This is a genomic window from Pseudomonas nitroreducens TX1 (genome assembly GCF_000313755.1).
Classification (GTDB): Bacteria; Pseudomonadota; Gammaproteobacteria; order Pseudomonadales; family Pseudomonadaceae; genus Pseudomonas; species Pseudomonas nitroreducens_A.
On record NZ_AMZB01000077.1, the window covers coordinates 1 to 23,549 of the forward strand.

Here is a 23,549-nt window from a genome sequence, read left to right on the forward strand (position 1 = left end):
CGCGCTGATCGTCATGCGCCACCAGGGGATCAATGCCAACATCATGTCCCTGGGCGGGATCGCCATCGCCATTGGCGCGATGGTCGACGCGGCAGTGGTGATGATCGAGAACGCACACAAACGCATCGAAGCTTGGCACGAGCACCATCCTGGTACCCCGCTGGTGGGCGAACAGCACTGGCGGGTGATGACCGAGGCCGCCGTCGAGGTCGGGCCGGCGCTGTTCTTCAGCCTGCTGATCATCACGCTGTCATTCATTCCGGTATTCACCCTGCAGGCGCAGGAAGGCCGCTTGTTCGGCCCGCTGGCGTTCACCAAGACCTACGCCATGGCGGGCGCCGCTGGGCTTTCCGTGACCCTGGTACCTGTACTGATGGGTTACTGGATTCGCGGACGCCTGCCCTCGGAACAACGCAATCCGCTCAATCGCTGGCTGATCCGCATTTACCAGCCTGCCCTTGAGGCGGTGCTGCGCCGGCCGCGCACGACGCTGGCAGCAGCGCTGGTGATCTTTCTCACCGGGCTGTGGCCGCTCTCCCACCTGGGCGGGGAGTTCCTGCCGCCGCTGGACGAGGGCGATCTGTTGTACATGCCCTCTGCGCTGCCCGGCCTGTCTGCGCAGAAGGCCTCGGAACTGTTGCAGAGTACCGACAGGCTGATCAAAAGCGTGCCGGAAGTTGCCAGCGTATTTGGCAAGGCAGGCCGCGCCGAATCAGCCACCGACCCGGCGCCGCTGGAGATGTTCGAGACCACCATCCGCTTCAAGCCGAAGGAAGAGTGGCGGCCGGGCATGACCAGCGAAAAACTGGTGGAGGAGCTTGACCGCGCGGTGAAGGTGCCGGGCCTGACCAATATCTGGATTCCGCCGATCCGCAACCGCATCGACATGCTCGCCACCGGCATCAAGAGTCCCGTCGGGGTGAAGGTTGCTGGCACTGACCTGGCCGAGATCGACCGCGCCACCCAGGCGGTGGAACGGGTGGCCAAGGGGATTCCGGGTGTGAGTTCGGCGCTGGCCGAACGTCTCACCGGCGGGCGCTACATTGACGTCGATATCGACCGCCAGGCGGCGGCCCGCTACGGCATGAACATCGCCGATGTGCAGGCCATCGTCAGCGGCGCCATCGGCGGGGAGAACGTTGGCGAGACAGTGGAGGGGCTCGCCCGCTACCCGATCAACGTGCGCTATCCGCGCGAGTGGCGCGGCTCGGTCGATGCGCTGCAGCAGTTGCCGATCTACACCGCCCTGGGTGCCCAAATCACCTTGGGTAGCGTGGCGCGGGTGCGTATCAGCGAAGGTCCGCCGATGCTCAAGAGCGAGAACGCTCGCCTTTCCGGCTGGGTCTACGTCGACGTACGCGGTCGCGACCTGGCGTCGGTGGTGGCAGACCTCCGCCAAGCGGTAGAGCACGAGGTGAAGCTCGCGCCGGGCATGAGCCTGAGCTACTCCGGTCAGTTCGAATACCTGGAGCGCGCCAACGCCCGGCTCAAGCTGGTGGTGCCGGCGACGCTGGCGATCATCTTCGTACTGCTCTACCTGACCTTCAGGCGCTTCGACGAAGCCGTGCTGGTCATGGCGACCTAGCCCTTCGCCCTCACCGGCGGCGTGTGGCTGCTCTACCTGATGGGCTTCAACCTGTCGGTGGCCACGGGGGTTGGCTTCATCGCCCTGGCCGGGGTCGCGGCGGAGTTCGGGGTGATCATGCTGGTCTACCTGAAGAACGCCTGGTCTGAACGCTCGGATAACAGCGGTCCAGACGCGTTGCTCGCCGCTATCCGCGAAGGCGCAGTGCAGCGCGTTCGCCCCAAGGCCATGACCGTAGCCGTGATCGTCGCCGGCCTGCTGCCGATTCTTTGGAGCAGCGGCACTGGCAGCGAAGTGATGAGCCGCATCGCCGTGCCGATGGTCGGCGGCATGATCACCGCGCCGCTCCTTTCACTGTTCGTCATCCCCGCCGCCTACTGGCTGATGCGCCGTCGTCAGCCCCGCGTGGCTATCCAATCCCAACCCGGAGAAATCGCATGAAAAAACCACTGATCGCCGCCGGCACCGTCCTGCTCGCACTGTCCTTTGTCGCCGCCGCTGAGGACATGCCCGGCATGAAGATGGATGGCATGAACATGGACGGGATGAACGCAGAAAGCTCGAAGGCCACCCCCACCGCCAGTGCTGAAGGCACCATCAAGGCCATCGACAATGAACGCCACACTGTCACTCTCGCCCACGGCCCGGTGGCGGCTCTGCAATGGCCGCCCATGACCATGGCTTTCAAGACCGATCCGGGCCAACTGGACAATCTGCAGGTCGGCGACAAGGTGGCCTTCGAATTCCTCTATGAAGGAGGGGCGTCGAAGATAGTGAATATCCGGAAGAAGTAATTCTGAATGGAGGCCCAGTTGGTCGGGTATGTCGACTGGGCTGTCCTGAGGAGCAAAAGTCCGCTTTGGGTCGGTAGCTGCCTCTGAGTCAAGACCTTGTCAGCCTAGAGAGACGGGCTTGTTAGCACAGACCCGCCAATTATCCCCGAGCTTCAATCCTGACCCAGTATTCGCTGCGCCTTACTACTCGCACCGGAAGGCTGCGCTCGAGCATCTCCAGAGTCAGGTCACTGTTATCCAGCGGGTATAGCCCGCTGACGCGAACGCCCGCAATGGCAGCATCTAAGCTGACTATTCCGCGGCGATAGGGCTTGATTGCCTCGACGACCCACGCCAGCGGGCGATCATGCGCCGCCAGCCATCCATCCACCCAGGCACTCTCCGATGGCTGCATCGCATCATTGGCCAACAAGCCGTTCTCATTGAAGAGTACGCTGCGGTGCGCCTGAAGATCATGGGTACCGGCATTCCCCAGAGTTAACTGCGCAGGAGTGTCGAGGGTGACCAGGCGCGTCCCTTGCGCTTCCTTGCGCAGCATCAGGCTGCCTCGATGGACCAGCACCTGCCCGTTGCCGGTGGCCAATCGAAAAGCTCCCCGACGGTCCGGCGCGACCCGCAGCAACAGTTCGCCCTGACGCAACCGCACGCCGCGCTGATGCTCTTCGAAACAGGTGGCAACCACGCTGCGCGCGTTCAGATCGATGCGGCTGCCGTCCTCCAGGTTCCAGGAGCGCCGCTCGCCGGTGCCGGTGTAGAGATCGCCGGGCAGCGCCAGCCCTGCGCGTTCCACACGTAGAATCGCGCCTGCCGCGAGTGCCAGCCCGGCAAGCGCCAGGCTGGCGCGCAGGAACTGGCGACGCCCTGACGGCGCCCGCATGGCGCTGAGCAACTGATCCCCGGAGCGCGAGCGCCATGGCGATTCACGCAGCGGAGAGAGCCCCTGGGAAATTTTCTGAAACGCCGCCTCATGCCGTGGCGAAGTACTCAGCCAGTGCTCCAGCGCTCGACGTTCCTGCTCCGTGGTTTCTCCCGATTGCAGGCGCACCATCCATTGAATCGCTTCTTCCACCAGTGGATCGGCAAGGGGCTTGCGGCTCATCCGGCCAACTCCTGGTAGCAGCAACGCAACGCCTCGGCCATCAGTTGGTGCACGCGCCCGAGCGAGAGTCCCAGGCGTTCACCGATCTGGCTGTAGGTCAGGCCGTCGATCTGGCTGTAGACGAATACCGACTTGGCCTGGCGCGACAGGCCATCGAGCATGCGATCGATGGCGAGGAGGCTTTCCACCAGGATCCACTGTTCCTGCGGCGAGGGATGGGTTTCCTCCGGGGTCGTGGCCAACACCTGCAGGTAGGCTTTTTCCAGCTCGCGCCGGCGCCAGCCTTCGTACATCAGACGCTGGGCGATGGTCGTGAGCAGGGCACGGGGTTCGCGGATGGCGCTGGGGTCGGTGTGCGACCAGACCCGCAGGAAGGTTTCCGAGGCGATGTCCTGAGCGCTGTGGGCGCAGCCGGTGCGATAAGACAGGCGAGCACAGAGCCAGGCGTAGTTCTGCTGAAACAGCTGGCCGAATACTTTCTGCTTGAGGGCTTCATGGTCCATATGAATCGAGGCCTTTGGGGACTGCTCACGCCAACGTGTGGTGCGGTAGTGGGCCTGTCGTTGAAAGAGGCGTGCGCCGTGGCGACGCACCCGGGACCTGCGAGGAACCGGTTGGCTATCAATCTGCATGATCCAATCGCCTCAAAGAAGAAATAAAAAATTTCAAGCTGCAGCAATTTCGTTATATGAAATGCGACACGCGGACACACGCCAGCAGGCTCCTCGGAAGGAGCCCGTTGCGCATGTTGTCGGCTCTGTAGCAGCCGTCAGATCGCGCCGGCCAGCGTCGCCTGACGTTCCTGCGCGCGTAGCGGACGGACCAGCCATACCACCGCAAGGCTCAGGGCCAGCACGATGCCAGCCAGCACCCAGAGCACGTCATGGAAAGCCTGGTCGTAGCCCGCCAGCAACAAGGGTTGCAGACTCTGCAGCAGTCCCTCGGGTGCTCCGGCAGGCCCATCGAGGTTTCCCGCCGCGGTGGCATCCAACCAACCCTTCAGGCTGCCGGGCCCTTCAACCAGCGGGGCGATACGAGGCCCCAGTTGCTGGCCGAGGAAGGTCGCCAGCAGCGAGCCGTAGAGCGCCACCGCCACCGCCTCGCTGCCCAGTCGGAAGGTATTGAGCAGGCCCGCCGCCATGCCGGCCTGCGGCTCCGGGACTGTCTTCAGCGCTAAGCCGTCGACCAGCCCCGCGGACAGCCCCATGCCGATCCCGACCAGCAACAGCGGCACCGCCAGATGGGCGAGCAGCGCACCCGGCTGACTGAGCAGGGCCAGAGAGACCAACCCGGCCAGGAGCGCCAGCAGGCTTGCCTTGAGGATCCCCACCGCTGAGGCGCCTCGGCCGACCCACTTGCCCGCCAGGATCGGACAAACCAGCATCGGCGCGGTGAGCAGCAGCATGGCCAGGCCCGCGTGGGTGGGCGACAGGCGCAACACTCCGGACAGGTAGCTGGGCAGGTACGTCAGCAGGGTGACGAAACCGAAGGATGCAGCAACCGTCACCAGGGCGAGACCGACGAAGGGGGCATTGGCCAGCAGCGAGAGATCAAGCATCGGCTGCACATGTCGCCTCTCCTGCCAGGTGAACAGGCCAAGCAGGACCGCAGCCGCCAGCACCAGCAAGCCGATGCCCTGGCTTTGCCAGCCCCACTGCGAGCCCTGGACGATAGCGCTCATCAATGCCAGCAGCGCCAGGATGAACAGGCCGGCGCCGAGCACGTCAAACCGCTGACCGCCGGGGCGAGCGACATCCTTGGGTATCAACGGACTGCCCAGCAGCACCAGGCCCAGCGTCACGGTATGCGCAGCGAAAATGGCTCTCCAGCCGACGCTGTCCAGCAGCAGACCGGAAATGGTCGGCCCCAGGCTCACGCCTAACCCCGCCACCGTGCCGAACAGGGCAAAGGCACGCAGCCGCGCCGGGCCCTCGAAGTAAGTGGAGAGAATCGCGATACCGCAGGAGAAGATCGCTGCCGCCCCGATTCCCGCCAGCGCCCGAGCGAGGTCCAGTACCCAGGCCTGGAACGCCAGCGCCGAGAACAGCGATGCCAAAACGTACAGGCCGACGCCGATGACGAAGCAACGGCGGCGCCCCAGACGGTCAGCCAGCGCTCCCCAGGTCAGGGTGAAGCAGGCGAAGGCGAGGTTGAAGGCGTTGACCACCCATTGAAGGCCGGTCAGCGGCGCTGACAGATCGCTGCCGATCGCCGGCAGCGCCAGCGCCGTGCCGGATATCGAACTGGGGACGACGAAAATCGCCAGCAGAATTACGCCCAGTAGGGCCTTGTCGATCAGTGCTTTGCTCATGTTCGCTCCCGTCGAGGTCAGTGAGTGGCGGACCAGCGCACCGGCAGGTGCTGCGGACGTCGCAGGATGATGCCGTGGACCCACGGCAGCTCCTGGGCGGGCACCGCCAGGCGCAGACGCGGCAGCCGCTCGACCAGCACCTGAAGGACGGTGGTGATCTCCAGGCGAGCCAGCGCTGCACCCATGCAGTTGTGCATGCCATAACCGAACTGCAGGTGGCGCGGTCCCCGGCGATCCAGGCGGATCACCAGCGGGTCGGCGAAAGCCTCGGGATCGCGGTTGGCAGCGAAGGCATCGGCATAGATGGCGCTGCCGGCGGGGATCACGCCCCACGGCCCGTCGATGTGCTCGCTGGCCAAACGCGGGAAGGTCGAAATGGTGCCCAGCGGAATCAGCCGGAGCAGCTCTTCCACCGCCGAGGGAATCAGCGCCGGGTTGTCGACCAGCGACTGCCACAGGCCGGGCGCGGCGAGCAGCGTATAGAGCACCTTGGTCAGGACGGTGAGGATGTTCTGGTCTCCGCCCACCAGTACGCCAATGAGGATTCCCACGAGCTCCTTGTCATTGAGCGGCGGCTCGCTGTCCCCGCGCCCCGCGACCAGACGCTGGATCAGGCCGCCGGGCAGGGATGGCCGCACGCCGGTGACCAGGTCCGTGAGGTAGCCATAGACCTCCCAGAACTGCCGCAGCAGTTCCGGAACGTCCTCGTCGGAGGCGATCTGCATGGTGTGACTGAGGGGCCGGTAATAGGCGCGGTCAGCCAGATCGATACCCAGAAGGCGGCAGTCCACCGTCGCGGGTATTTCATCCAGCACCAGCCCGAACAGGTCGGCCCCCTCGCCCGCCCGCGCCAGCTCGTCCAAGCGCTGATGGGTGACGCTCACCACGAGCTCGCCCAACTCGGCCACGCCAGCCGGGCTGAAGTCCTTGGCGATCACCTTGCGCAGGCGGCTGTGGAAGGGCGCGTCATTGTTGAGGAGCATTTCCGGGGGCGTGATGGTTGGCAGGAAGCTGGCGCCGTCCTCGGCGTTGCACGGGCTGCGAATCGCTCGTGCGTCGGTGAGGATCTGCTGGACGTGCTCGTAGCGCGTCAGGTGATAGGCCAAGTGCCCGCTGGGCAGGACGATTCGCGGCAGACCCGCAGCGGGTTCGGCAACACGGTACTGTGCAGCCGCGTCGAGATTGGGAATCTGCGACACCAGCACGGGGGGACGTGTGTGAAGGGCTATGGTCATGATGCAAGTGCCTCCTGCGGCGCGCGCAAAGGTATGCCCGTCAAGGCCTCAAGAGCACTGAGCGCACCGGGGTTGCCGCGGAAGTGCAGTGTCTGCCAGCCGAGCGCGGCGGCCGCTTCGATATTCTCGGCGACGTCGTCGATCAGCAGGTTCTGCGCGGGAGCGAGTCCTGCGCGCCGGGCAGCGATGTCGAAGAAACGGGCGTCCGGTTTGCGGCAGCGCTCGTGGGAAGAATCGACGACCAGGTCGACCACCGTGTCGAGCCCCACCAACTCACGCCAGTAAGGTTCCCACTCGACCACATTGTTGGTGAGGATGCCGACCCGGTAACCCGCCGCCTTGAGTTGCAACGCCGCCTCACGCATCGCGGGATTGGGCTCGACACCACTGAACCACTGCTGGCCGAACTGCTCCAGGCGTGCCCGGGAGAGGTCCAGGGAAGGGTCGTTGCGGCGCAGCGCCTCGGCCAATCGCGCGCCCCACTCGACCTCGCTCAGCACGGCGTTCTCGATGGGCGCCAGCATCGGCAGTCCCAGATCGTCGGCGACATCCTGCATGGCTTGCTGCAGGGCCGCCGGTGCGATGCCAGTCTTGCGTTGGTACTGGGTGAAGAGTTCCGGAATCGGCGGCGAGAGCACGCCGCCGAAATCGAACCAGACGAACTTGGGTGCGCTCATCTCAGGCCACCTCTTCGCGCAGCGGCACGGCGCTGACTTCCTGGGGGAGCGCCGAGGCGATCGGCACCAGGTGAACCTCCGCACGAGCGATCACCTGTCCGCCCTGCACCACCTCCACCGGCAGCGACAGGGTCTGCCCGTCCTCCTGTAGCCGGAGGTCGGCCGAGCGCACCCGGTAGCGGGTCTCCAGGCCGAACTCGCCAAAGCGGGTGAAGGCAACCTTGCACTGCGACAGCAGCAACGCATCGGCCTCGATGGAGCGATAACGACGTGCCGCGACCAGCGCTACCTGGCGGAAGCCTTCGAGCAGCAGCATGCCGGGGATGTGATCCAGCGGGTGGTCGAAGATCGCCGGGTTGTCGCGGTCGACGATCAGGCTCGCGGAGAATCCGTCCTCCTGTTCGTCCAGGTCGCGCCCCAGCACCACGTTGGTCAGCCAGTGCCGCCCTACCCGCCGCGGGGCCAGCGGTTCGGGGCGCTGTACCCGTGGGTCCGCATCGGCGGGAACGCTTGCCAGGCCCCGGGCGCGCAACTTGTCCCAGCTGGCCGAAGGCATCCAGCGGATGCTCATGCGCTCGTGGCGCGCGGCGACCTGGCCATCGATCAGCAGTTGCATGTCCAAGGTCACACCTGACAGCACGGTGTCGCGCCAGTAGTGGTCGACCACCTGCACGTCGATCAGCGCCGAGGCGGGCCTGCTGCCGATCCGCAGCAGATCGCGACGAACCAGGCGGGTATCGCTGTCGACATAGAGGAACTTGTCCTGCGGACTTACGCCGAGGAAGGCGTGGGAGATATAGATCGAGGCCTGACGGAATACTTCGAGCAACAACAGCATGTCGTAGTGCTCGCCACCGTGAGAGTGCTCGCTGAAATAGCTATGGGTGCGCGGAAGCTGCGCGGCGCACTGGAAGCTCACATCGTCGAAACGTGTGGCACCGGTCAGGAACACTTCGCTGACTGCGGCGCGATGCACCATGCTGCGCGGTACGGTGTTCTCGTAATGAGAGACATCGGACATGTCGGGATCTCCTTCATAGACGGTTGCAGGCACTTTCAAAAATTGCACTTCACAACAACGCGGCTTCATGCCGTTCTCATCCCAGTGAGCAACTGCCAGCGCAATTTTTCAGTCCTGTCTTAGATCGTTTGCTTTGCCGCTTATGGCGATGCGAAATCCGCCCGGATTTTTCCGCAGGTCCTGTGCCAGAGCCCTCGCCGCTAATAAGGAAGGGGCAGCCGGTCATTTCCCGAAAAGTTTGGAGAGGCAGCAAAAACGGTCTAACGACCGACTGAAAATCCCCCCGCCAAATCACTCAACGCCAGCAGAAACCCAAAACGGCACGACGCGGCGCAAGCACAGACCGCTCGGCCGACTCATCTGCAGGCCATGGAGCGATTTGAATGCTGGACAAGGGGATCATCCGGAGGGGAATTGGCGCATGCACGGTGGCCTTCGCCAGTGCGCTGGTGGCAGGCGGCGCATGGGCGCAGGAGGGAACACCCGCCGCACAGGAACGCGTCACGCAGTTCAACCTCGAGGCGGGACCGCTGGCCGACACACTGCTGGATATTTCACGGCTGACCGGGCAGCCGATCTCCTTCGACCAAGCCCTGGTACAGGGTTACAACAGTCCAGCCATTCGCGGCGCCTTGAGCCGCGACCAGGCACTCAATGCTGCGCTCCAGGGCAGCGGCCTGGGCTTCTCGCGCATCGGCGGTGGTGCGGTCCTGGTGCATCGTCGGGATGTACCGCAAGCGAGCGTTCCGGCCGTGGTTGCGCCGCAGCTCAAGACCGTCACCGTCATCGGCAGCCGTCGCACCGACCTGGCGGCGCTGGACGCACCAGCCCCGGTGGACATTCTCACTGCCCAACAAATCCAGGCGGTCGGTAGCACCAACCTCGCGAAGGTCCTGGAAACCCTGGTGCCTTCGGTCAATTTTCCGCAGATCAACGGCACTGACGGCGTCTCTTCACAACGCCCGGCCACCCTGCGCGGGCTCGCTGCCGACCAGGTCCTGGTACTGGTCAACGGCAAGCGACGCCATGCCTCGGCCTTCGTGAACACCAAGGCGACCCTGGGCCGCGGCTCACAATCGGTGGACCTGTCGACCATCCAGGTGAGCTCCATCGAGCGAATCGAAGTTCTGCGCGATGGAGCCTCGGCGCAGTACGGCTCGGACGCCATCGCCGGGGTGATCAACATCGTGTTGCGCCAGGACGACCACGGCGGCGACCTGCAGGGCAGTGTCGGCCAGTACAGCAAGGGTGATGGCTTCACCCGAAGCGTCAGCGGCCTGAAGGGTTTCAGCCTGCCGGGCGACGGTTTTCTCACGCTCAACGCCGAGGGCTCCCGGCAGGAACGCACCTCCGTCGGCGGTAGCGACAGCCGTCGGTTCTACCCCGCCGGCGATCCGCGCGAGGCCAGCGCCGACCGGGACTGGCGCTACGGATCGCCGGGGCTGGGTGACTTCAAGATCGGCGCCAACTCCGGCTTCTCGCTCAACGATCAGGTCGAGGCTTACGGTTTCGCCACTTACCAGGACCGTACCACCCACTCCCAGGCGTTGTTCCGCCGTCCGGTGGACGCCAACAACCTGCCCGCCGTCTACCCCGATGGATTCCTGCCGCTGCTGGATGTTCGCTCACGCGATGGTGCCGCCACCGCAGGGCTGAAGTTCGATGACGACACGCTGGGCAATTTCGACCTCAGCGCTACCTACGGACAGAACCGTATTCAGTACAACGTCGGGGACAGCCTCAACGCCAGCTTCGGCACCGCAAGCCCGCACGACTTCGACGCCGGCACCCTGGTCAACGAGCAGACCAACGTTTCGCTCGACCACGTGAAGAACTTCAGCGTCGGCTACGCCGAGCAGCCGCTGGTGTTTTCCAGCGGCCTGACGTGGCGCAAGGAAGAGTACGAAGTCATCGCCGGCGAGCCGGCCTCCTGGCAACACGGCGGTGCCAATGCCAAGGCCGCCGGCGCTCAGGGGTTCCCGGGGATTCAGGACAGCGACGAGGGCCGCTACGCCCGCCATGTATTCGGGGGTTATCTGGGCCTGGAGCAACAGCTTACGGACCAGCTGCAACTGGGCGTCGCCGGGCGCACCGAGCACTACGACGATTTCGGCACCACCACCACGGGCAAGTTCTCCGCACGCTTCGACTTCACTCCCCGCGTCGCCGTGCGCGGCACGCTCAGCAGCGGGTTCCGGGCTCCGACTCTGGGGCAGATCGGTACCTCGGCGACCACCACCGACTTCCACCCGGGTGATCCGATTGCCTACCAGGTCGGCACCATCAGCGTGGACCGCCCAGTCACCCGCGCCCTGGGGGCGACCGATCTCAAGCCCGAGAAGTCCACCAACCTGTCGCTGGGCCTGGTCCTGCGGCCGGTGGATAACGCTTCGCTGACGCTCGATGCCTACGCCATTCGCATCAAGGACCGCATCGCACTGTCGGAGACCCTCAGCGGCCCGCAGGTCCGCAGCATCCTGAACGCCGCAGGCTACGGCTCCTACACCGGAGTCAGCTTCTTCACCAATGCGCTGGACACCAAGACCCATGGTCTTGATCTCAACGGCAACTACCGCTTCGACCTGCCCAACGCCGCCACCCTGACCTTCAACGGAGGACTGAACTGGAGCAAGACCCAGGTCACCCACGTCAAGGCAAACCCCGCTGAACTGAGCGGAACCGGCGTGGTGCTGATCAACCGCGAGGCGCTCAGCTACGTCGAGAGCGCCAGCCCGGAGAGCAAGCTCGTACTTGCGCTGGATTACCGCCAGGGTGCATGGCAGCTGGAGACCAGCGCCATCCGCTACGGCAAGTACACCCTGAACTCCAACAACGGCGAGCAATACGACCAGACTTTCGGCGCCCAATGGGTGGCCAATGCCAGCCTGGCCTACAACCTCACCTCGGCGCTCAAGCTCAGCGTCGGCGGCAACAACATCTTCGATTCCTACCCCGACAAGTTACTGACCAGCAACCGTTCCGCCGGCGGGGTCGTGATGTACCCGAACATCGCCCCCGCCGGCGCCGAAGGCGCCTTCTACTACGTGAAAGCCGATTACGCCTTCTGATCGCACCCGCCAGCCAAGGAGCCCCCAATGAGCACTACTCCCATCGACCCGATCGCCCTCTTCCAGCAGTTCGAACAGGACGTCGCGACATCGCTGCGCCTGCTCCTCGACAGCCAGGCACTGCGTCCCGGCGCCGCCGGCAACCTGAGCCTGCGCCTGCCCGGCCAGGAGCGCCTGCTGATCGCCGCCTTCAACGGTGATCAGCCAGGCTCCGCGCTGGCGCTGGACTTTGACCTGAGCAACGGCCAGGGAACCCCCAGCGATAACCTGCGCGAAGTGGCGGCCCTGCATGTGGCCATCTACCGCGAACGACCGCGCGCCACGGCAGTCATCCATACCCACTCGCCATTCCTCTCGGCATTCGCCATCGCCCGCCGCCCGCTGCCGGCCCACACCAACGCCCTGCTGTTCGGCATCGATGAAGACCAGGCGATCCCCGTCGCCGAATGGGGCCCGCGCTATGCCAGCGAACCCGTGGTCGCCGCGCTGCGCGAGCACCCCTGGACACCCGCCGTACTGCTGGCCAACCACGGTCCGTTCGCCTGGACGGAGGGTGGCGTACTGGCCGCCACGCGTCTGCTGGTCAACCTGGAAGAATCCGCGTACCTGAGCTTCCTCGCCGAGCAGCTGGGGGGAGCGCGCACCTTCCCCGCTGGCGCGGCAAAGCAGGTTCGCCAGGGTTGGAACAACCAATGAAAACGCAGTCGCGGGTCGCGTCCTGCCTGCTGCCCACTGCATTGGCCGGCAGTCTTGCCCTGCTGGCCGGCCAGGTATCGGGCGAGCCGCTGCTGGAGCGGGCCATCGAGCGCGGCACGCTCAACGTCTGCACCGCCGACGAATTCCCTCCGTTCAAACGCTACGACAGCCACGGCCAGGCCAGCGGCCTGATCTACGACCTGATCGTCGACCTGCAGCACCGCCTCAGTACCCGGACCGGGCAGCCGTTGAAGCTGGAGCTGGTGCAGGTCACGCCACTCAATCGCCTGCTGTTCCTCAACCAGGGACGCTGCGAGTTGCTGGTGACTTCACTGCTGGACACCCCGGCGCGACGACGCGAAGTGGACTTCGCGGCCCCCGGCTACTACAGCTCCGCAGCCACTGTCTTCGCTGCGAAGCACACATCCATCGACAGCTGGGAAGCCCTGCGAGGAAAGACCCTGTGCGCACCGCTGACCAGTGTCTGGGTACGCCCCTACGAGGCGCGCTACGGCATCGAGTTCATTTCGTTCAGTGGCTTGCCGGAGATGCGCAAGGCACTTCTCGACGGCCGCTGCGTGGGCGCCCTGGGTGATGACGTGCTGTTCCGCGCGCTGGCAGGCGAGCCGCAATGGCAGGACTTCGAAGTGAAGCTACCCGGGCAGGACCCGGCCCCCTGGGGTATCGCCCTTCGCAAGGACCAACCGCAGCTTCGGGACAGTGTCGGCGCCATCGTCCGCGACTGGCACGTCTCCGGTTACCTGATCGACCTCGAGCACCGCTATGGGCTGCCCGCCAACCCTTGGCTGGCCGAGCAGCACCAGCGCTTCGCCACGGCCAGCGTGCGGAGCGAGCCATGATCGAAAGCCTCAGCTTCTGGTTGGAAAACCCCGAGTGGCTGCACGTCCTGGACGATCCGCTGGATCGCCATCGCTACCTGCTGGGCTTCGCACACACCTTGATTCTGGCCGCTGGCAGTGCCCTCCTCGCCTTGTTCCTCGGCCTGGCTGGCGCCCTCCTGCATAGCTCGCGCGGACGACCTGTGCGCCTGCTGGTCGATGCCTATGTCGAAACGATGCGCAACTCGCCGCTGCTGGTGCAGCTGTTCCTGCTCTATTTCGGGGTGGGATCCCTCCTGCCTCAGGACGCCGGCGGACAGCCGCTGCTGGGCCGCACGGGCTGGGCGATCATCGCCATCGGGCTGCATTACGGTGCCTACCAGGTGGAGGCACTGCGCAGCGCACTGATCTCGGTTCCCGCAACCACCCTGGAGGCCGCAAGAGCGCTGGGCCTGAGTGAGCGCGATGTACGTCGTCACGTGCTCCTGCCGCAGGCGCTGCGCCTGGCGTTGCCTGAGCTGGGAAACGTAACGGTTCAGGTCGTCAAGGCTACCGCGGTGGCCTATGCGATTGCCGTACCGGAGCTTCTCTACGCCTCCAATCGCATCTGGGCCGATAACGGCAACATCGCGCAGATGATGCCCGTGCTGCTGATCAGCTACCTGCTGCTGGTGCTGGGCGTGACCGCACTCCAGCGCTGGTTCGAACACCGCCTGCGGATACCAGGCGAGGTGGGCGCATGAAGGCACTGCTTGCCACCTCTCGCCCCGCCTCCCGAGTCCCTTGGGGTCGCCTCACCATTGCGCTGCCGTTGACCCTGGGCACTTGCTTGCTCATCTGGCACTACCGCGATCCGCTACAGCTGCTCGTGCAATGGACTCCGCTGCTGCTTGGCGGCGCCGCGATGAACCTGCTCATGGGCGTGGTCGCCATGCTGCTGGCCAGCCTGGTCGGATGCGTGCTGGGCATACTGCAGCTGGCGCCCGGTATCGGCGGTCGGCTGGCGGCGGTGATCGTGCGCGGGTTACGCAGCCTGCCCTGGCTGGTGGTGATGTTCTACGCCGCCTACCTGCTGCCCTATGAGCTGCACGTCGCAGGTCGCTGGCTGCAACTGCCCGATTGGCTCAAGGCCAGCGCCGGCCTCGCATTGCCGGCCTGCGGTTACGTCGCTGAGTTCGTTCGCGGCGCCCTGCTGGCCATCCCCGCCAACCAGTGGGACGCCGCCGCCGCGCTGTCGCTGAGCCGGTTCCAGCGGCTGCGCTGGGTGATCCTGCCGCAGGCTGTGCGTGGCCTTCTCGCGCCAGCCATGAACCTGTTCTGCACCCTGCTGATGGCTACCTCGCTGGCCAACCTGCTGGGCGTGGAGGAGCTGCTCACCCGCCTGCAGATGCTGCTCAACAGCCAGACCCGACCGGACCTGCTGCTGCCGGCATACCTCTATGCCTTCCTGGCCTTTTTCATCTGCGTGTATCCCCTTTCCCGCTATGCGCGCCGCCTGGAGCGGCGCTGGAGCCAACCACGATGAACGATGTCCGGATCACTGTCCGCGATCTCCACAAACGCTATGCCGACCACTGGGTGCTGCAGGGCATCTCCTTCCAGGTGCGTCGCGCTGAGATCGCCTGCCTCATCGGCCCGTCCGGCTCGGGCAAGTCGACCCTGCTGCGAACCCTCAACGGTCTTGCCTCGTTCGACTCCGGCAGCATCGATGTCTGTGGCCTCGCAGTGGGTCGCGGCGCCGATCCGCGTCAGCTGCGACGCCACGTGGGCATGGTGTTCCAGAGCTACAACCTGTTCCCGCACCTGAGCGTGCTGCAGAACATCACGCTGGCGCCGATTCGCGTCCATGGAGAGGCACCGGCAAGCGCTCAGGCGCGGGCCCGCGACCTGCTCGCCCAGGTCAACCTGCACGGCAAGGAGCACGCCTATCCGGCGCAACTCTCCGGCGGCCAACAGCAGCGCGTGGCCATCGCCCGAAGCCTGGCGATGCGCCCGCAGGTCATGCTGTTCGACGAGGTGACGGCGGCACTGGATCCGGAAACCGTCGGCGAGGTCCAGGCGACCATCCGTTCCGTGGCGGACAGCGGCATGACCTGTCTGATCGTCACCCACGAGATGCGTTTCGCCCGGCAGATAGCCGACACGATCTATTTCACCGACGGCGGCCGGATCGTCGAGCAGGGTCCACCGGAACACCTGCTCCACAGCCCCAGCGATCCGCGAACCCAACGCTTTCTCGAGCGGGTGCTCTGACATGTCCGGACCTCAGCGCCAGGACTGGCGGCCCGCCACCCTGCTCACCCATTTGGGCCGCGATCCGGCCAGCCACGAAGGCACGGTGAATACACCGGTGTACCGTGCCTCGACCTTCCTCTGGGACTCTCCCGAGGTGCTCGAGGATTACCGGCGTCACGGTCAGGAGCCGGACTATCGCGGCCACCTCTACGGTCGCAATGGCAACCCCACCACCGCGGCGTTCGAGGACGCGGTCGCGGAGCTGGAAGGTGGCTTTCGCGGGCTGATCATGCCATCGGGGCTCGCAGCCATCGTCGGCGCGGTACTGGCGGTTGCGCGCAGCGGCGAGCACGTGCTGGTGACCGCCAACTGTTATTGGCATGCACGGCAGGTCTTCGACAGCCTGCTGCCGCGCTACGGCATTTCGGTGACCTACTTCGATCCCATGATCGGCGCGGAAATCGCTGGGCTCATCGGCTCGACCACCCGAGCCCTCTATCTGGAAGCACCCGGCTCCAATACCTTCGAGGTGCAGGACGTGCCGGGGCTGGCGGGCATCGCCCACGCCCATGGGCTGGCCGTGCTGCTGGACAATACCTGGGCCACGCCGCTGTTCTTCCGACCTTTCGAGCATGGCGTGGACATTTCCATCCACGCCGCCACCAAGTACCTGGTGGGGCATTCCGACGCCATGCTCGGGGTGATAGTGACCACTCGCGACTGGTTCGTACCGGTACGCAACCTGGTGCGCGAAATGGGTTACATCGCCAGCGCCGACGACGCCTTCCTGGGCCTGCGCGGCCTGCGCACCCTGGGAGTGCGTCTGCGCCAGCACGAGCGCTCGGCGCTCGCCGTGGCACGCTGGCTGGTCAATCGTCTCGAAGTGCAGCGGGTGCTTCACCCGGCGCTGCCGGGGCATCCCGGCCATGAGTTCTGGAAGCGCGACTTTCGCGGTGCCTCCGGCCTCTTCGGTGTCGTGCTCGCCGCCCAGCCGCAGGACCGCGTGGATGCCTTCCTGGCCCGCCTGCAGCTGTTCGCCCAGGGCGCCAGCTGGGGCGGCTACGAGAGCCTGATCCGCCAGCAATCCCCGCGCAGCAGCGCAGCCACGGAGCACCTGTTGCGCCTCCATGTCGGCCTCGAAGACCTGGATGATCTGCTGGCCGACCTGGAACAGGCGCTGCCCCTTCTTCACCCGCATGAAGCCACCTCGAACCCCAACGCAACAGACGGACAACCGGCCTGACGCTTTCCTTTTGCCTTCACAGGAGTTGTCCATGAGTCAATCGCCCATCATCGAAACCCTCTACAGCCTCTGCCCCCTGCCGATCGCCTCGAATGTGGCGGTCGAGTTCGGCTGGCTCGACGAAGAATTGCAGCGCGTCGGCGCTCGCCCGCGGTATCTGCGTTCGCTCCCGGAAAATCAGGGCTGGCTGGGTCACTTCCGCCATCATCACGACAACCTGATTCGCGACGGCGGCGCGGTGCCTCCGCTGTGGGCCCGAGCGGACCTGGCCGACACCCTGCTGGTGGCGACGACCGCCAGCCAGCGTCCTGGCCAGATCCTGGTGCGCGCCGGGGCCGGCCTGCGCCGAGTGGCGCAGTTGGCCGGCAGACGCATCGGCGTGGCCGCCAGTACGAACCCCGAACGCATCGACGTGGCCAACGCAGTGGCCGAACAGACCTTGCAGTACAGCCTGGAGCTAGCCGGGCTCGAGCGCGGCCAGGTGGAAGTCGTCCGCTTCGAGCAGGATGACCCTACGCATCTTCGCCCCGCCGAACGCCCGGCCGGCCTCTGGGCACAGCTGCGGGAGCACCACAACGGCGAACAGGCCGCACGCGCGCTCGCTGACGGTACCGTCGATGCCCTGGTGGTGCAGCCCTGGCAGGCGGCCGGGTTGACCCGTGAGGGCCGATTCACCGCCATTGAAGATCTCGACCGTTACCCGGACTGGACCTTGAAGAACATCAACGGTCCGCACGTCACTGTCGTCAACCGGCGCTTCGCCGAGGAGCACCCGCGGATCGTCGTGGCCTTTCTCAAGGCCGCCATTCGCGCAGGGCGCTGGATCAATGCCAACCCTCAGGCGGCTGCCGAGCTCTTCCCACGCTTCAGTGTGCTGGGCAGCGCCGCGCTGGCGCGCCAGTGGCTGGCAGGTCAGGACCTGGTGCCTCAGCTGAGCGCGCGCAACCTCGCCGCACTGGAATTGAAGAAGGATTTCCTGCGCCAACGCGGCTACCTGCAGAACGATTTCAGCGTCAGCGAATGGGCCGACGGCAGGTTCCTCGCAGAGGCCGCGCGCGAGCTCGGCGAGCATATCTCCCAACCCTGACCCCAGAGAAAAACCTCGCCGCATCCGGCCAGCCTCGCTGAGCCGGACGGCTTCTTACTGCCCAAGGAAAGCTAAGGCCGATCAATGAAAGCTCAGGCGATTAAACGGAAGTTACCAGCCCCCTGCTCCCTGCTCAGGGGTGTGCTTCTCTGCGGATTACCCTTGGCTGCGGCGCATGCCGAGGATGGCGATGCCCGGTTGGAAAAGGTCGAGGTGGTCGGAGCTCGCGTGACCGAAGCGAGCCTGGCTACTGGCGTCGACCACATCACCAGTACGCAGTCCATTTCCCACCAGGCCTTGCTTTCTGCCCCCGCGGGGACATCCGGCCTGAAGATGCTCGAGTCGCTGGCCGGCTTCAACGTGCAGGTGAACGATCCCCTGGGGCTCTACGAGTTCGGCAATTCGGTGTTCGTCCGCGCGTTCAACTTCCAGCAGATCGGCTTCTCCATCGACGGAGTGCCGCTGGGGCGCAGCGACCAGTTCGGCGGCAGCCCCATCTATCGCTACGTGGACAACGAGAACACCGAGCGAGTGACGGCCTCCACCGGCGCCGGCGACGTGTCCCAGCCAGGCTACGCATCGCTGGGCCCCTACGTCGACTATCAAACCCTGATGCCCGCGACCGAGGCCGGCATCAGCACCTCCTACAGCCTCGGCAGCGATGCCCTGCGGCGTAGCTTCGTGAAGCTCGAAAGCGGAGAACACGAGGGATTGTCGGCGTACGTCTCGCGCTCCAAGATCGATGGCGACCTTTGGCGGGGGCCCGGGACCATCGATCGCGAGCATGTCGAAACCAAGGTCCGATATCGTTTTGGCGAAGGTCACGAGCTCAGCCTGCGCAGCATCTACAACGACTTCTATGACTACGATTCGCCCTATGTCGCCCTGGCCCAGTACCAGGGCTCGGCCGCGGACCCCTTCGGCCGCTCCGGGCGGGACTTTGCCTATATCGACTACCTGCCGCCCTTGCCACAGACAACTCCCGGCGTCCCCTACAGCAACACCGCTTACAACCAGTACTACAAGCAGGCGATCAATCAGCGACGCGACAACCTGACCACCCTACGCGGGAGTTTCGCCCTGACGCCGGACCTGCGCAGCGTTACCAGCCTCTACTACGAGGGAAAGCGCGGATACGGGGTATCGCCAGAAGCCTACGCGACCTCCGCCAAACTGCACAACGCGGAGGCCGGCAGCGTACCGGGGTTGTACGCGCCGCTTGGTGTGCAGTATGGATTGTCGAAAATCAGCGGCCACCGCTACGGACTTTCCCAGGCGCTGCAGTGGCAGCTTGGCGATCACTTCCTGGAGGCTGGCGCCTGGGTCGAGAAGGACGTGTTCAACCGCCTGCAGGCGCGCTACAACCTCACGGACGGCAGCCCCGCCGGGCAGCCGCTGCTGGACCAACCCGTCCACCTGCAGGGCGACTTCACCTCCACCCGTGATTCCCTGCAGCTCGACCTGCAGGACACTTGGTCGCTGATCGATGATCGCCTTCGCCTGCAGTACGGCTTCAAGCGCCTGGACCTGGACTACGAAATGGCGGGCTATCGCAACGCCGGCGATTACATTGCCGGTCGCCAGCCACGTCTGTCGACCTCGTGGAATGACGACTTCCTGCCACAGGCGGGACTGGTCTACGACCTGGATGGACGTTCCCAGCTATTCGCCTCCTACTCGGAGAACATGGCCCTGCCCAGGGGCGCCGACGACGTCTACCGAGCTGCCAGCCCGAATGTCCCGGCACCGGAAGCCGAGCGGTCGAAGAACTACGAAGTCGGGTATCGCTTCAATCGACCGACCCTGAACGCCTCGCTGGCGCTCTACAGGACGGAGTTCGACAATCGCCTGCAGGCCTTCGCGGCTCCAGTTCCCGGCAGCAGCCAGGCGGAGACCTACTACCAGAACGTCGGGCGGGCCGTGGCATACGGCAGCGAGCTCAGCGGCCAATGGAAGCCACCGATTCCCGGCCAGGGGCTGGTCATCAACGGCAACGTCACCTACAACGTCGCCCACTTCAAGGATGACGCCGGCGGCCTGAAGCTCAGCGGCAACTCCCTCCCCGACAGCCCGCGCTGGCTTGCTCAGGCCGGCGCGACCTACGAGTTCTCGCCGTGGGCGGTGGGCAATCTCACCGCGCGCTACATCGACTCGCGGTACAGCAACTTCACCAACACCGAGTCGATCGGCGGCTACACGCTGTACAGCGCCTATCTCGATTTCGGCGGGAAACAGTGGGCGGGCGGGCCGTTGAAGAGCGTCAAGCTGCGTTTCAACGTCGACAACCTTTTCGACAAGAACTACCTCGGATTCATCCTCACCAGTCCTGACGGTCCGGCGCTGTTCCGGCCAGGGCCGCCCCGCAGTTTCCAGACCACCCTCAGCGCGGAGTTCTGACATGCAGAATTTCCTTCGTCTGATCGTTGTCGCTCTGCTGCTCAACGGTTCCGCGCCTGGTGCCCAGGCGCAGGAGGAGGTCTCGGCGCAGACGCTCGCCTTGCACCAGCGACTTCTGGTGCTGGACAGCCACCTGGACACCCCCATCCAGCTCTCCCGACCCGGCTGGAACGTCCTGCAACGCCACAGCACGCTCGGCGACGGCAGCCAGGTCGACCTGCCCCGCATGCAGGAAGGCGGACTCGATGGCGGCTTCTGGGCGATCTACACCCCTCAGGGCGCAAGGACCGATGAGGGGCGCGCCCAAGCGAGTGCCTACGGCCTGGCAACGCTTACCCGGATTCATGATCTGGTCGAGCGGCATCCCGCTGAATTCGGACTGGCCAGGACCTCCGCGCAAGCCCGCGCGATCGCCGCCCAGGGCAGGCGCGTGGTTTTCATCAGCATGGAGAACGCCGACCCGCTCAGCTCGGACCCCGCGCTGCTATGCACCTACTATCGGGGAGGATTGCGAATGCTCGGGCTAGTGCATTTCGCCAATAACGACCTGGCCGACTCGGCAACCGCCCTGCCCGAGTGGCGTGGCCTCAGTCCCAGGGGGCGAGAGCTGGCTCAGCGGGCCGCACAGCTTGGCTTGCTGCTGGATGTCTCGCACGCCTCTGACGCTGTGTTCGACCAGTTGCTGGAGCTGTCCCCCGCCCCGCTGATCGCCTCCCACTCCAGCAGTCGCGCGGTCAATCGCCATCCGCGCAACCTCGATGATGAAAGGCTTCGCCGCCTGGCGGCCAAGGGTGGGGTCGTTCAGGTAAACACCTACAGCGACTACCTCATCCCACTGAAGGCAGAACCGGAGCGTGAACGTGCCCGCCTGCAGTTCTACGCGCGCTATCGCAACATGGCTGCCCTGAGCCCTGAGCAAGTCCAGCAACTTTACGCCGACATCCGCGAGGTGGATCGCAAGTACCAGCATCCGCGCGCGGATTTCGAGGTGTTCATGAAGCACCTGCTGCACATCCTCCAGGTGGTCGGACCGGAGCACGTCGGCATAGGCGCCGACTGGGATGGTGGCGGCGGTGTCACAGGCCTCGAGGACGTCAGTCAATTGCCAAGGATTACCCAGCGGCTTGTGGACGCGGGCTACTCAGAACAGGATCTCGCCAACATATGGGGCGGCAATCTGCTTCGCGTCCTCGACCAGGCGCAAAGGGCCGCAAATCCAGCAGCAGTAGAAAATTGTGCAGGCGGTTAGTGATCGTACGGGGGCACGGAGATGGCTGAAAGCCAGGAGCGGTCAACCAGGTGGAGAGCCACGTGGAATGAGTGTCGCCTCGATTTCAAATCTACTCAGCAACGCGGCGCCATCCGAAACGCCAAGTAGTTCATTGATCGCTGCGATTTTCCGGATCGCGTGGTCGAGCTGATAGTCGGCGTTTCTGTATGCAGCCTCCGCCTCGTTGTGGAGGGCATAGGCCATATGTGCCGCAACACGAACGCACATTGGAGCATCTGCTTCGCCGCCCAAATAATCAGCAAGCAGCGTCCTGATCTCAAGCAATGCGAGGGCGAGTAGCCTGGTCTGGTCAGTCTGCATAGAAGATCCCGCTCATTGAAACGATTGTGCGCAACGAATTTCGAAAGGAGGTACAAACTCGTAGACAGGCAGAAGCTAATGGCCGCTATGGGTCGGTAGTCGCCTCTCACCTGGGGCAGCAATCGGCCCGAAGCAGACCTTGTATACAGCGCAGACACGTGCGCTGTGTGTAGGTGTCTGTGCCATGGAGCACCAGAGTACCCGGTCCGGTCTAGTCGATTCGCTGCACAGACGCCCCCGCCGGCGTAAGGAGGCCGGGGTTACTCCTGGTCTGTGCACTTGGAACTGCTGTTTGTCGAGTTTGAAAAACGTTTAACCATCGAGAGGAAGGCCCCGACCTTATTGCCCCACTCAAAGCACAATGATCCATATCAAAAAATCGGCAATTAATTACCACAACAGTCTGTTGCAGACATCGCAATAAAAATGCCTTGTCGTTTCCAAGAATCACTTCTAGTTTCTTTTTCGCCGCTGAATGAAGCGACCACCTCCGATTCGACTTGCAAAAAGGAATTAGCAAAACATGAAGCTTGTACTTAATTTCGATGGTTCAGCCCTTACCGCAAACAATCTCCAGCAGGCAATTACAGCTGCGGGATCCAACACAACCATCAATATCGACACAGCTCAGGCCGTCAACATAACCACGCTCCTCCAGGCCATCGGCATCGCGGGAAATACCAAGCACCTGAGCGCCACATTCAATGGTGCTCAGTTGACCTCAAATAATCTACAACAAGCAGTAAATGCGTCCGGCAGCAACACCAACATCGCCGTCAATACTGCACAGGCGGTAAACATCAACACTCTGCTTTCCATAATATCGTCCGCGGGCACCACCAAACATTTCAGCGCGGATTTCAATGGTGCCCAACTCACCGCAAATAATTTGCAGCAGGCGGTAACCGCCGCGCAATCAGGCACAAGTATCGGTGTGAACACGGCTCAAGCGGCGAATATTACCGCCCTTCTCGAGGCGATAAATGCTGCGGGCAGCAGCAAGGCATTTAGTGCAAATTTCAACGGAGCCCAGCTCACTGGCACAAACTTGCAGCAAGCTCTTACCGCCGCCGGCACAAATACTTCGATTGGCGTAAATACCGCCCAAGCGATTAACATCACAACCTTGCTACAGTTACTTAGCATCGCTGGCAATACCAAGAAATTCAGCGCCGACTTCAATGGCGCTCAACTGACTTCGAACAACCTTCAGCAAGCCGTCAGCGCGGCAGGAACCAACTCGAGCATCAGCATCAACACCGCCCAGGCGGCGAACATCACGGCCCTCCTTCAAGCCATACAGAATGCAGGCAACAATAAGAACTTCAGCGCAGACTTCAATGGCGCGCAATTGACAGCAGATAATCTGCAGCAAGCGCTGACTGCAGCGGGGACTAAGACCAAGATTAGTATTAACACTGCTCAAGCAGTGAACATCAACACCATGCTTCAACTTCTCTCTATTGCCGGGGCTAGCAAACTCTTCAGCGCCACATTCAACGGCGCGCAATTAACGGCAAACAACCTTCAACAAACCGTCAGCAATGCTGGGGCGAACACGACGATCATTGTCGCAAGCGCTCAAAGCGCCCCCATCGCTACTCTGCTGGATGTCATCGGCACTGCGGGCTAATGCCCCTTCGCAGGTACTCACTGAGTACCTGCGCCCTC

The 23,549-nt window shown here is 64.2% G+C and carries 19 protein-coding genes and 3 pseudogenes; 15 read left to right on the plus strand and 7 right to left on the minus strand.

The window, feature by feature from the left end; genetic code table 11:
• Together C167_RS32160 and C167_RS0103770 are read left to right on the plus strand one after the other, a co-directional pair.
• Positions 1–2,026 (plus strand): annotated as a pseudogene (locus C167_RS32160) (efflux RND transporter permease subunit); the annotation flags it as partial.
• On the plus strand, positions 2,023–2,379 hold the full coding sequence (locus C167_RS0103770) for a copper-binding protein (protein ID WP_017516927.1): 357 nt from the start codon (positions 2,023–2,025) through the stop codon (positions 2,377–2,379). The pseudogene C167_RS32160 and the gene C167_RS0103770, both read left to right, overlap by 4 nt.
• A 139-nt stretch (positions 2,380–2,518) precedes the next feature.
• On the opposite strand, the gene C167_RS0103775 is transcribed toward C167_RS0103770, so the two are convergent.
• The 6 genes from C167_RS0103775 to C167_RS32165 form a co-directional block, all read right to left on the minus strand.
• A complete protein-coding gene (locus C167_RS0103775; RefSeq protein WP_017516928.1) occupies positions 2,519–3,478 on the minus strand; it encodes a FecR family protein in 960 nt (319 codons plus the stop codon).
• Positions 3,475–3,981 (minus strand): sigma-70 family RNA polymerase sigma factor, encoded by a 507-nt coding sequence (locus C167_RS0103780; protein ID WP_017516929.1) that lies wholly within the window; start codon positions 3,979–3,981, stop codon positions 3,475–3,477. The genes C167_RS0103775 and C167_RS0103780 overlap by 4 nt, the downstream gene beginning before the upstream one ends.
• Positions 3,982–4,247: 266 nt before the next feature.
• Positions 4,248–5,789: an MFS transporter gene (locus tag C167_RS0103785; protein ID WP_017516930.1), complete on the minus strand. Its 1,542-nt coding sequence runs from the start codon at positions 5,787–5,789 to the stop codon at positions 4,248–4,250.
• 17 nt (positions 5,790–5,806) lie between these two features.
• Positions 5,807–7,024, minus strand: coding sequence for a cytochrome P450 (locus C167_RS0103790; protein WP_017516931.1), 1,218 nt, complete (start codon positions 7,022–7,024; stop codon positions 5,807–5,809).
• Positions 7,021–7,701 (minus strand): HAD family hydrolase, encoded by a 681-nt coding sequence (locus C167_RS0103795; protein ID WP_017516932.1) that lies wholly within the window; start codon positions 7,699–7,701, stop codon positions 7,021–7,023. The genes C167_RS0103790 and C167_RS0103795 overlap by 4 nt, the downstream gene beginning before the upstream one ends.
• Before the next feature lies 1 nt (position 7,702).
• Positions 7,703–8,722, minus strand: a complete 1,020-nt coding sequence (locus C167_RS32165; protein WP_017516933.1) for a ScbA/BarX family gamma-butyrolactone biosynthesis protein — start codon at positions 8,720–8,722, stop codon at positions 7,703–7,705.
• Between the two features lie 383 nt (positions 8,723–9,105).
• Here C167_RS32165 and C167_RS35425 point away from each other — a divergent pair.
• The 12 genes and pseudogenes from C167_RS35425 to C167_RS0103850 form a co-directional block, all read left to right on the plus strand.
• A pseudogene (locus tag C167_RS35425) lies at positions 9,106–9,840 on the plus strand (TonB-dependent receptor plug domain-containing protein); the annotation flags it as partial.
• Positions 9,832–9,919, plus strand: a pseudogene (locus tag C167_RS35430) (TonB-dependent receptor plug domain-containing protein); the annotation flags it as partial. The pseudogenes C167_RS35425 and C167_RS35430, both read left to right, overlap by 9 nt.
• On the plus strand, positions 9,910–11,790 hold the full coding sequence (locus C167_RS0103805; protein WP_419146524.1) for a TonB-dependent receptor domain-containing protein: 1,881 nt from the start codon (positions 9,910–9,912) through the stop codon (positions 11,788–11,790). The pseudogene C167_RS35430 and the gene C167_RS0103805, both read left to right, overlap by 10 nt.
• Before the next feature lie 27 nt (positions 11,791–11,817).
• The gene (locus tag C167_RS32170; protein ID WP_017516935.1) at positions 11,818–12,486 is read left to right on the plus strand and encodes a class II aldolase/adducin family protein; all 669 of its coding nucleotides are present in this window, start codon (positions 11,818–11,820) and stop codon (positions 12,484–12,486) included.
• Positions 12,483–13,346 carry a transporter substrate-binding domain-containing protein gene (locus tag C167_RS33200; RefSeq protein WP_017516936.1) on the plus strand — a complete coding sequence of 288 codons (864 nt, stop codon included), beginning with the start codon at positions 12,483–12,485 and terminating at the stop codon, positions 13,344–13,346. The genes C167_RS32170 and C167_RS33200 overlap by 4 nt, the downstream gene beginning before the upstream one ends.
• On the plus strand, positions 13,343–14,068 hold the full coding sequence (locus C167_RS0103820) for an amino acid ABC transporter permease (RefSeq protein WP_017516937.1): 726 nt from the start codon (positions 13,343–13,345) through the stop codon (positions 14,066–14,068). The genes C167_RS33200 and C167_RS0103820 overlap by 4 nt, the downstream gene beginning before the upstream one ends.
• A complete protein-coding gene (locus tag C167_RS0103825; RefSeq protein ID WP_017516938.1) occupies positions 14,065–14,850 on the plus strand; it encodes an amino acid ABC transporter permease in 786 nt (261 codons plus the stop codon). The genes C167_RS0103820 and C167_RS0103825 overlap by 4 nt, the downstream gene beginning before the upstream one ends.
• Positions 14,847–15,578 carry an amino acid ABC transporter ATP-binding protein gene (locus C167_RS0103830; RefSeq protein WP_017516939.1) on the plus strand — a complete coding sequence of 244 codons (732 nt, stop codon included), beginning with the start codon at positions 14,847–14,849 and terminating at the stop codon, positions 15,576–15,578. The genes C167_RS0103825 and C167_RS0103830 overlap by 4 nt, the downstream gene beginning before the upstream one ends.
• Position 15,579: 1 nt before the next feature.
• Positions 15,580–16,803, plus strand: a complete 1,224-nt coding sequence (gene metC, locus C167_RS0103835) for a cystathionine beta-lyase (protein WP_017516940.1) — start codon at positions 15,580–15,582, stop codon at positions 16,801–16,803.
• 31 nt (positions 16,804–16,834) lie between these two features.
• A complete protein-coding gene (locus C167_RS0103840; RefSeq protein WP_017516941.1) occupies positions 16,835–17,890 on the plus strand; it encodes an ABC transporter substrate-binding protein in 1,056 nt (351 codons plus the stop codon).
• Positions 17,891–18,052: 162 nt separating this feature from the next.
• Entirely contained in the window at positions 18,053–20,287 is a 2,235-nt protein-coding gene (locus tag C167_RS0103845; protein ID WP_017516942.1) for a TonB-dependent receptor, read from the plus strand.
• Between the two features lies 1 nt (position 20,288).
• Complete coding sequence (locus C167_RS0103850; RefSeq protein WP_017516943.1) at positions 20,289–21,536, plus strand: dipeptidase; 1,248 nt, start codon at positions 20,289–20,291, stop codon at positions 21,534–21,536.
• A 42-nt stretch (positions 21,537–21,578) separates the two neighbouring features.
• Here C167_RS0103850 and C167_RS0103855 read toward each other — a convergent pair whose 3' ends face one another.
• Positions 21,579–21,878, minus strand: a complete 300-nt coding sequence (locus C167_RS0103855; protein WP_017516944.1) for a hypothetical protein — start codon at positions 21,876–21,878, stop codon at positions 21,579–21,581.
• 523 nt (positions 21,879–22,401) lie between these two features.
• Here C167_RS0103855 and C167_RS0103860 point away from each other — a divergent pair.
• A complete protein-coding gene (locus C167_RS0103860) occupies positions 22,402–23,511 on the plus strand; it encodes a hypothetical protein (protein ID WP_017516945.1) in 1,110 nt (369 codons plus the stop codon).
• Positions 23,512–23,549: the final 38 nt, after the last annotated feature.

Coding starts and splice junctions, on each gene's coding strand:
- C167_RS0103825 (WP_017516938.1), top strand. CDS start 14,065: ATGAAGGCACTGCTTGCCACCTCTCGCCCCGCCTCCCGAGTCCCTTGG.
- C167_RS0103830 (WP_017516939.1), top strand. CDS start 14,847: ATGAACGATGTCCGGATCACTGTCCGCGATCTCCACAAACGCTATGCC.
- C167_RS33200 (WP_017516936.1), top strand. CDS start 12,483: ATGAAAACGCAGTCGCGGGTCGCGTCCTGCCTGCTGCCCACTGCATTG.
- C167_RS0103820 (WP_017516937.1), top strand. CDS start 13,343: ATGATCGAAAGCCTCAGCTTCTGGTTGGAAAACCCCGAGTGGCTGCAC.
- C167_RS0103860 (WP_017516945.1), top strand. CDS start 22,402: ATGAAGCTTGTACTTAATTTCGATGGTTCAGCCCTTACCGCAAACAAT.
- C167_RS0103850 (WP_017516943.1), top strand. CDS start 20,289: ATGCAGAATTTCCTTCGTCTGATCGTTGTCGCTCTGCTGCTCAACGGT.
- C167_RS0103840 (WP_017516941.1), top strand. CDS start 16,835: ATGAGTCAATCGCCCATCATCGAAACCCTCTACAGCCTCTGCCCCCTG.
- C167_RS0103790 (WP_017516931.1), bottom strand. CDS start 7,024: ATGACCATAGCCCTTCACACACGTCCCCCCGTGCTGGTGTCGCAGATT.
- C167_RS0103855 (WP_017516944.1), bottom strand. CDS start 21,878: ATGCAGACTGACCAGACCAGGCTACTCGCCCTCGCATTGCTTGAGATC.
- C167_RS0103780 (WP_017516929.1), bottom strand. CDS start 3,981: ATGGACCATGAAGCCCTCAAGCAGAAAGTATTCGGCCAGCTGTTTCAG.
- C167_RS0103795 (WP_017516932.1), bottom strand. CDS start 7,701: ATGAGCGCACCCAAGTTCGTCTGGTTCGATTTCGGCGGCGTGCTCTCG.
- C167_RS32165 (WP_017516933.1), bottom strand. CDS start 8,722: ATGTCCGATGTCTCTCATTACGAGAACACCGTACCGCGCAGCATGGTG.
- C167_RS0103770 (WP_017516927.1), top strand. CDS start 2,023: ATGAAAAAACCACTGATCGCCGCCGGCACCGTCCTGCTCGCACTGTCC.
- C167_RS0103785 (WP_017516930.1), bottom strand. CDS start 5,789: ATGAGCAAAGCACTGATCGACAAGGCCCTACTGGGCGTAATTCTGCTG.
- metC (WP_017516940.1), top strand. CDS start 15,580: ATGTCCGGACCTCAGCGCCAGGACTGGCGGCCCGCCACCCTGCTCACC.
- C167_RS32170 (WP_017516935.1), top strand. CDS start 11,818: ATGAGCACTACTCCCATCGACCCGATCGCCCTCTTCCAGCAGTTCGAA.
- C167_RS0103775 (WP_017516928.1), bottom strand. CDS start 3,478: ATGAGCCGCAAGCCCCTTGCCGATCCACTGGTGGAAGAAGCGATTCAA.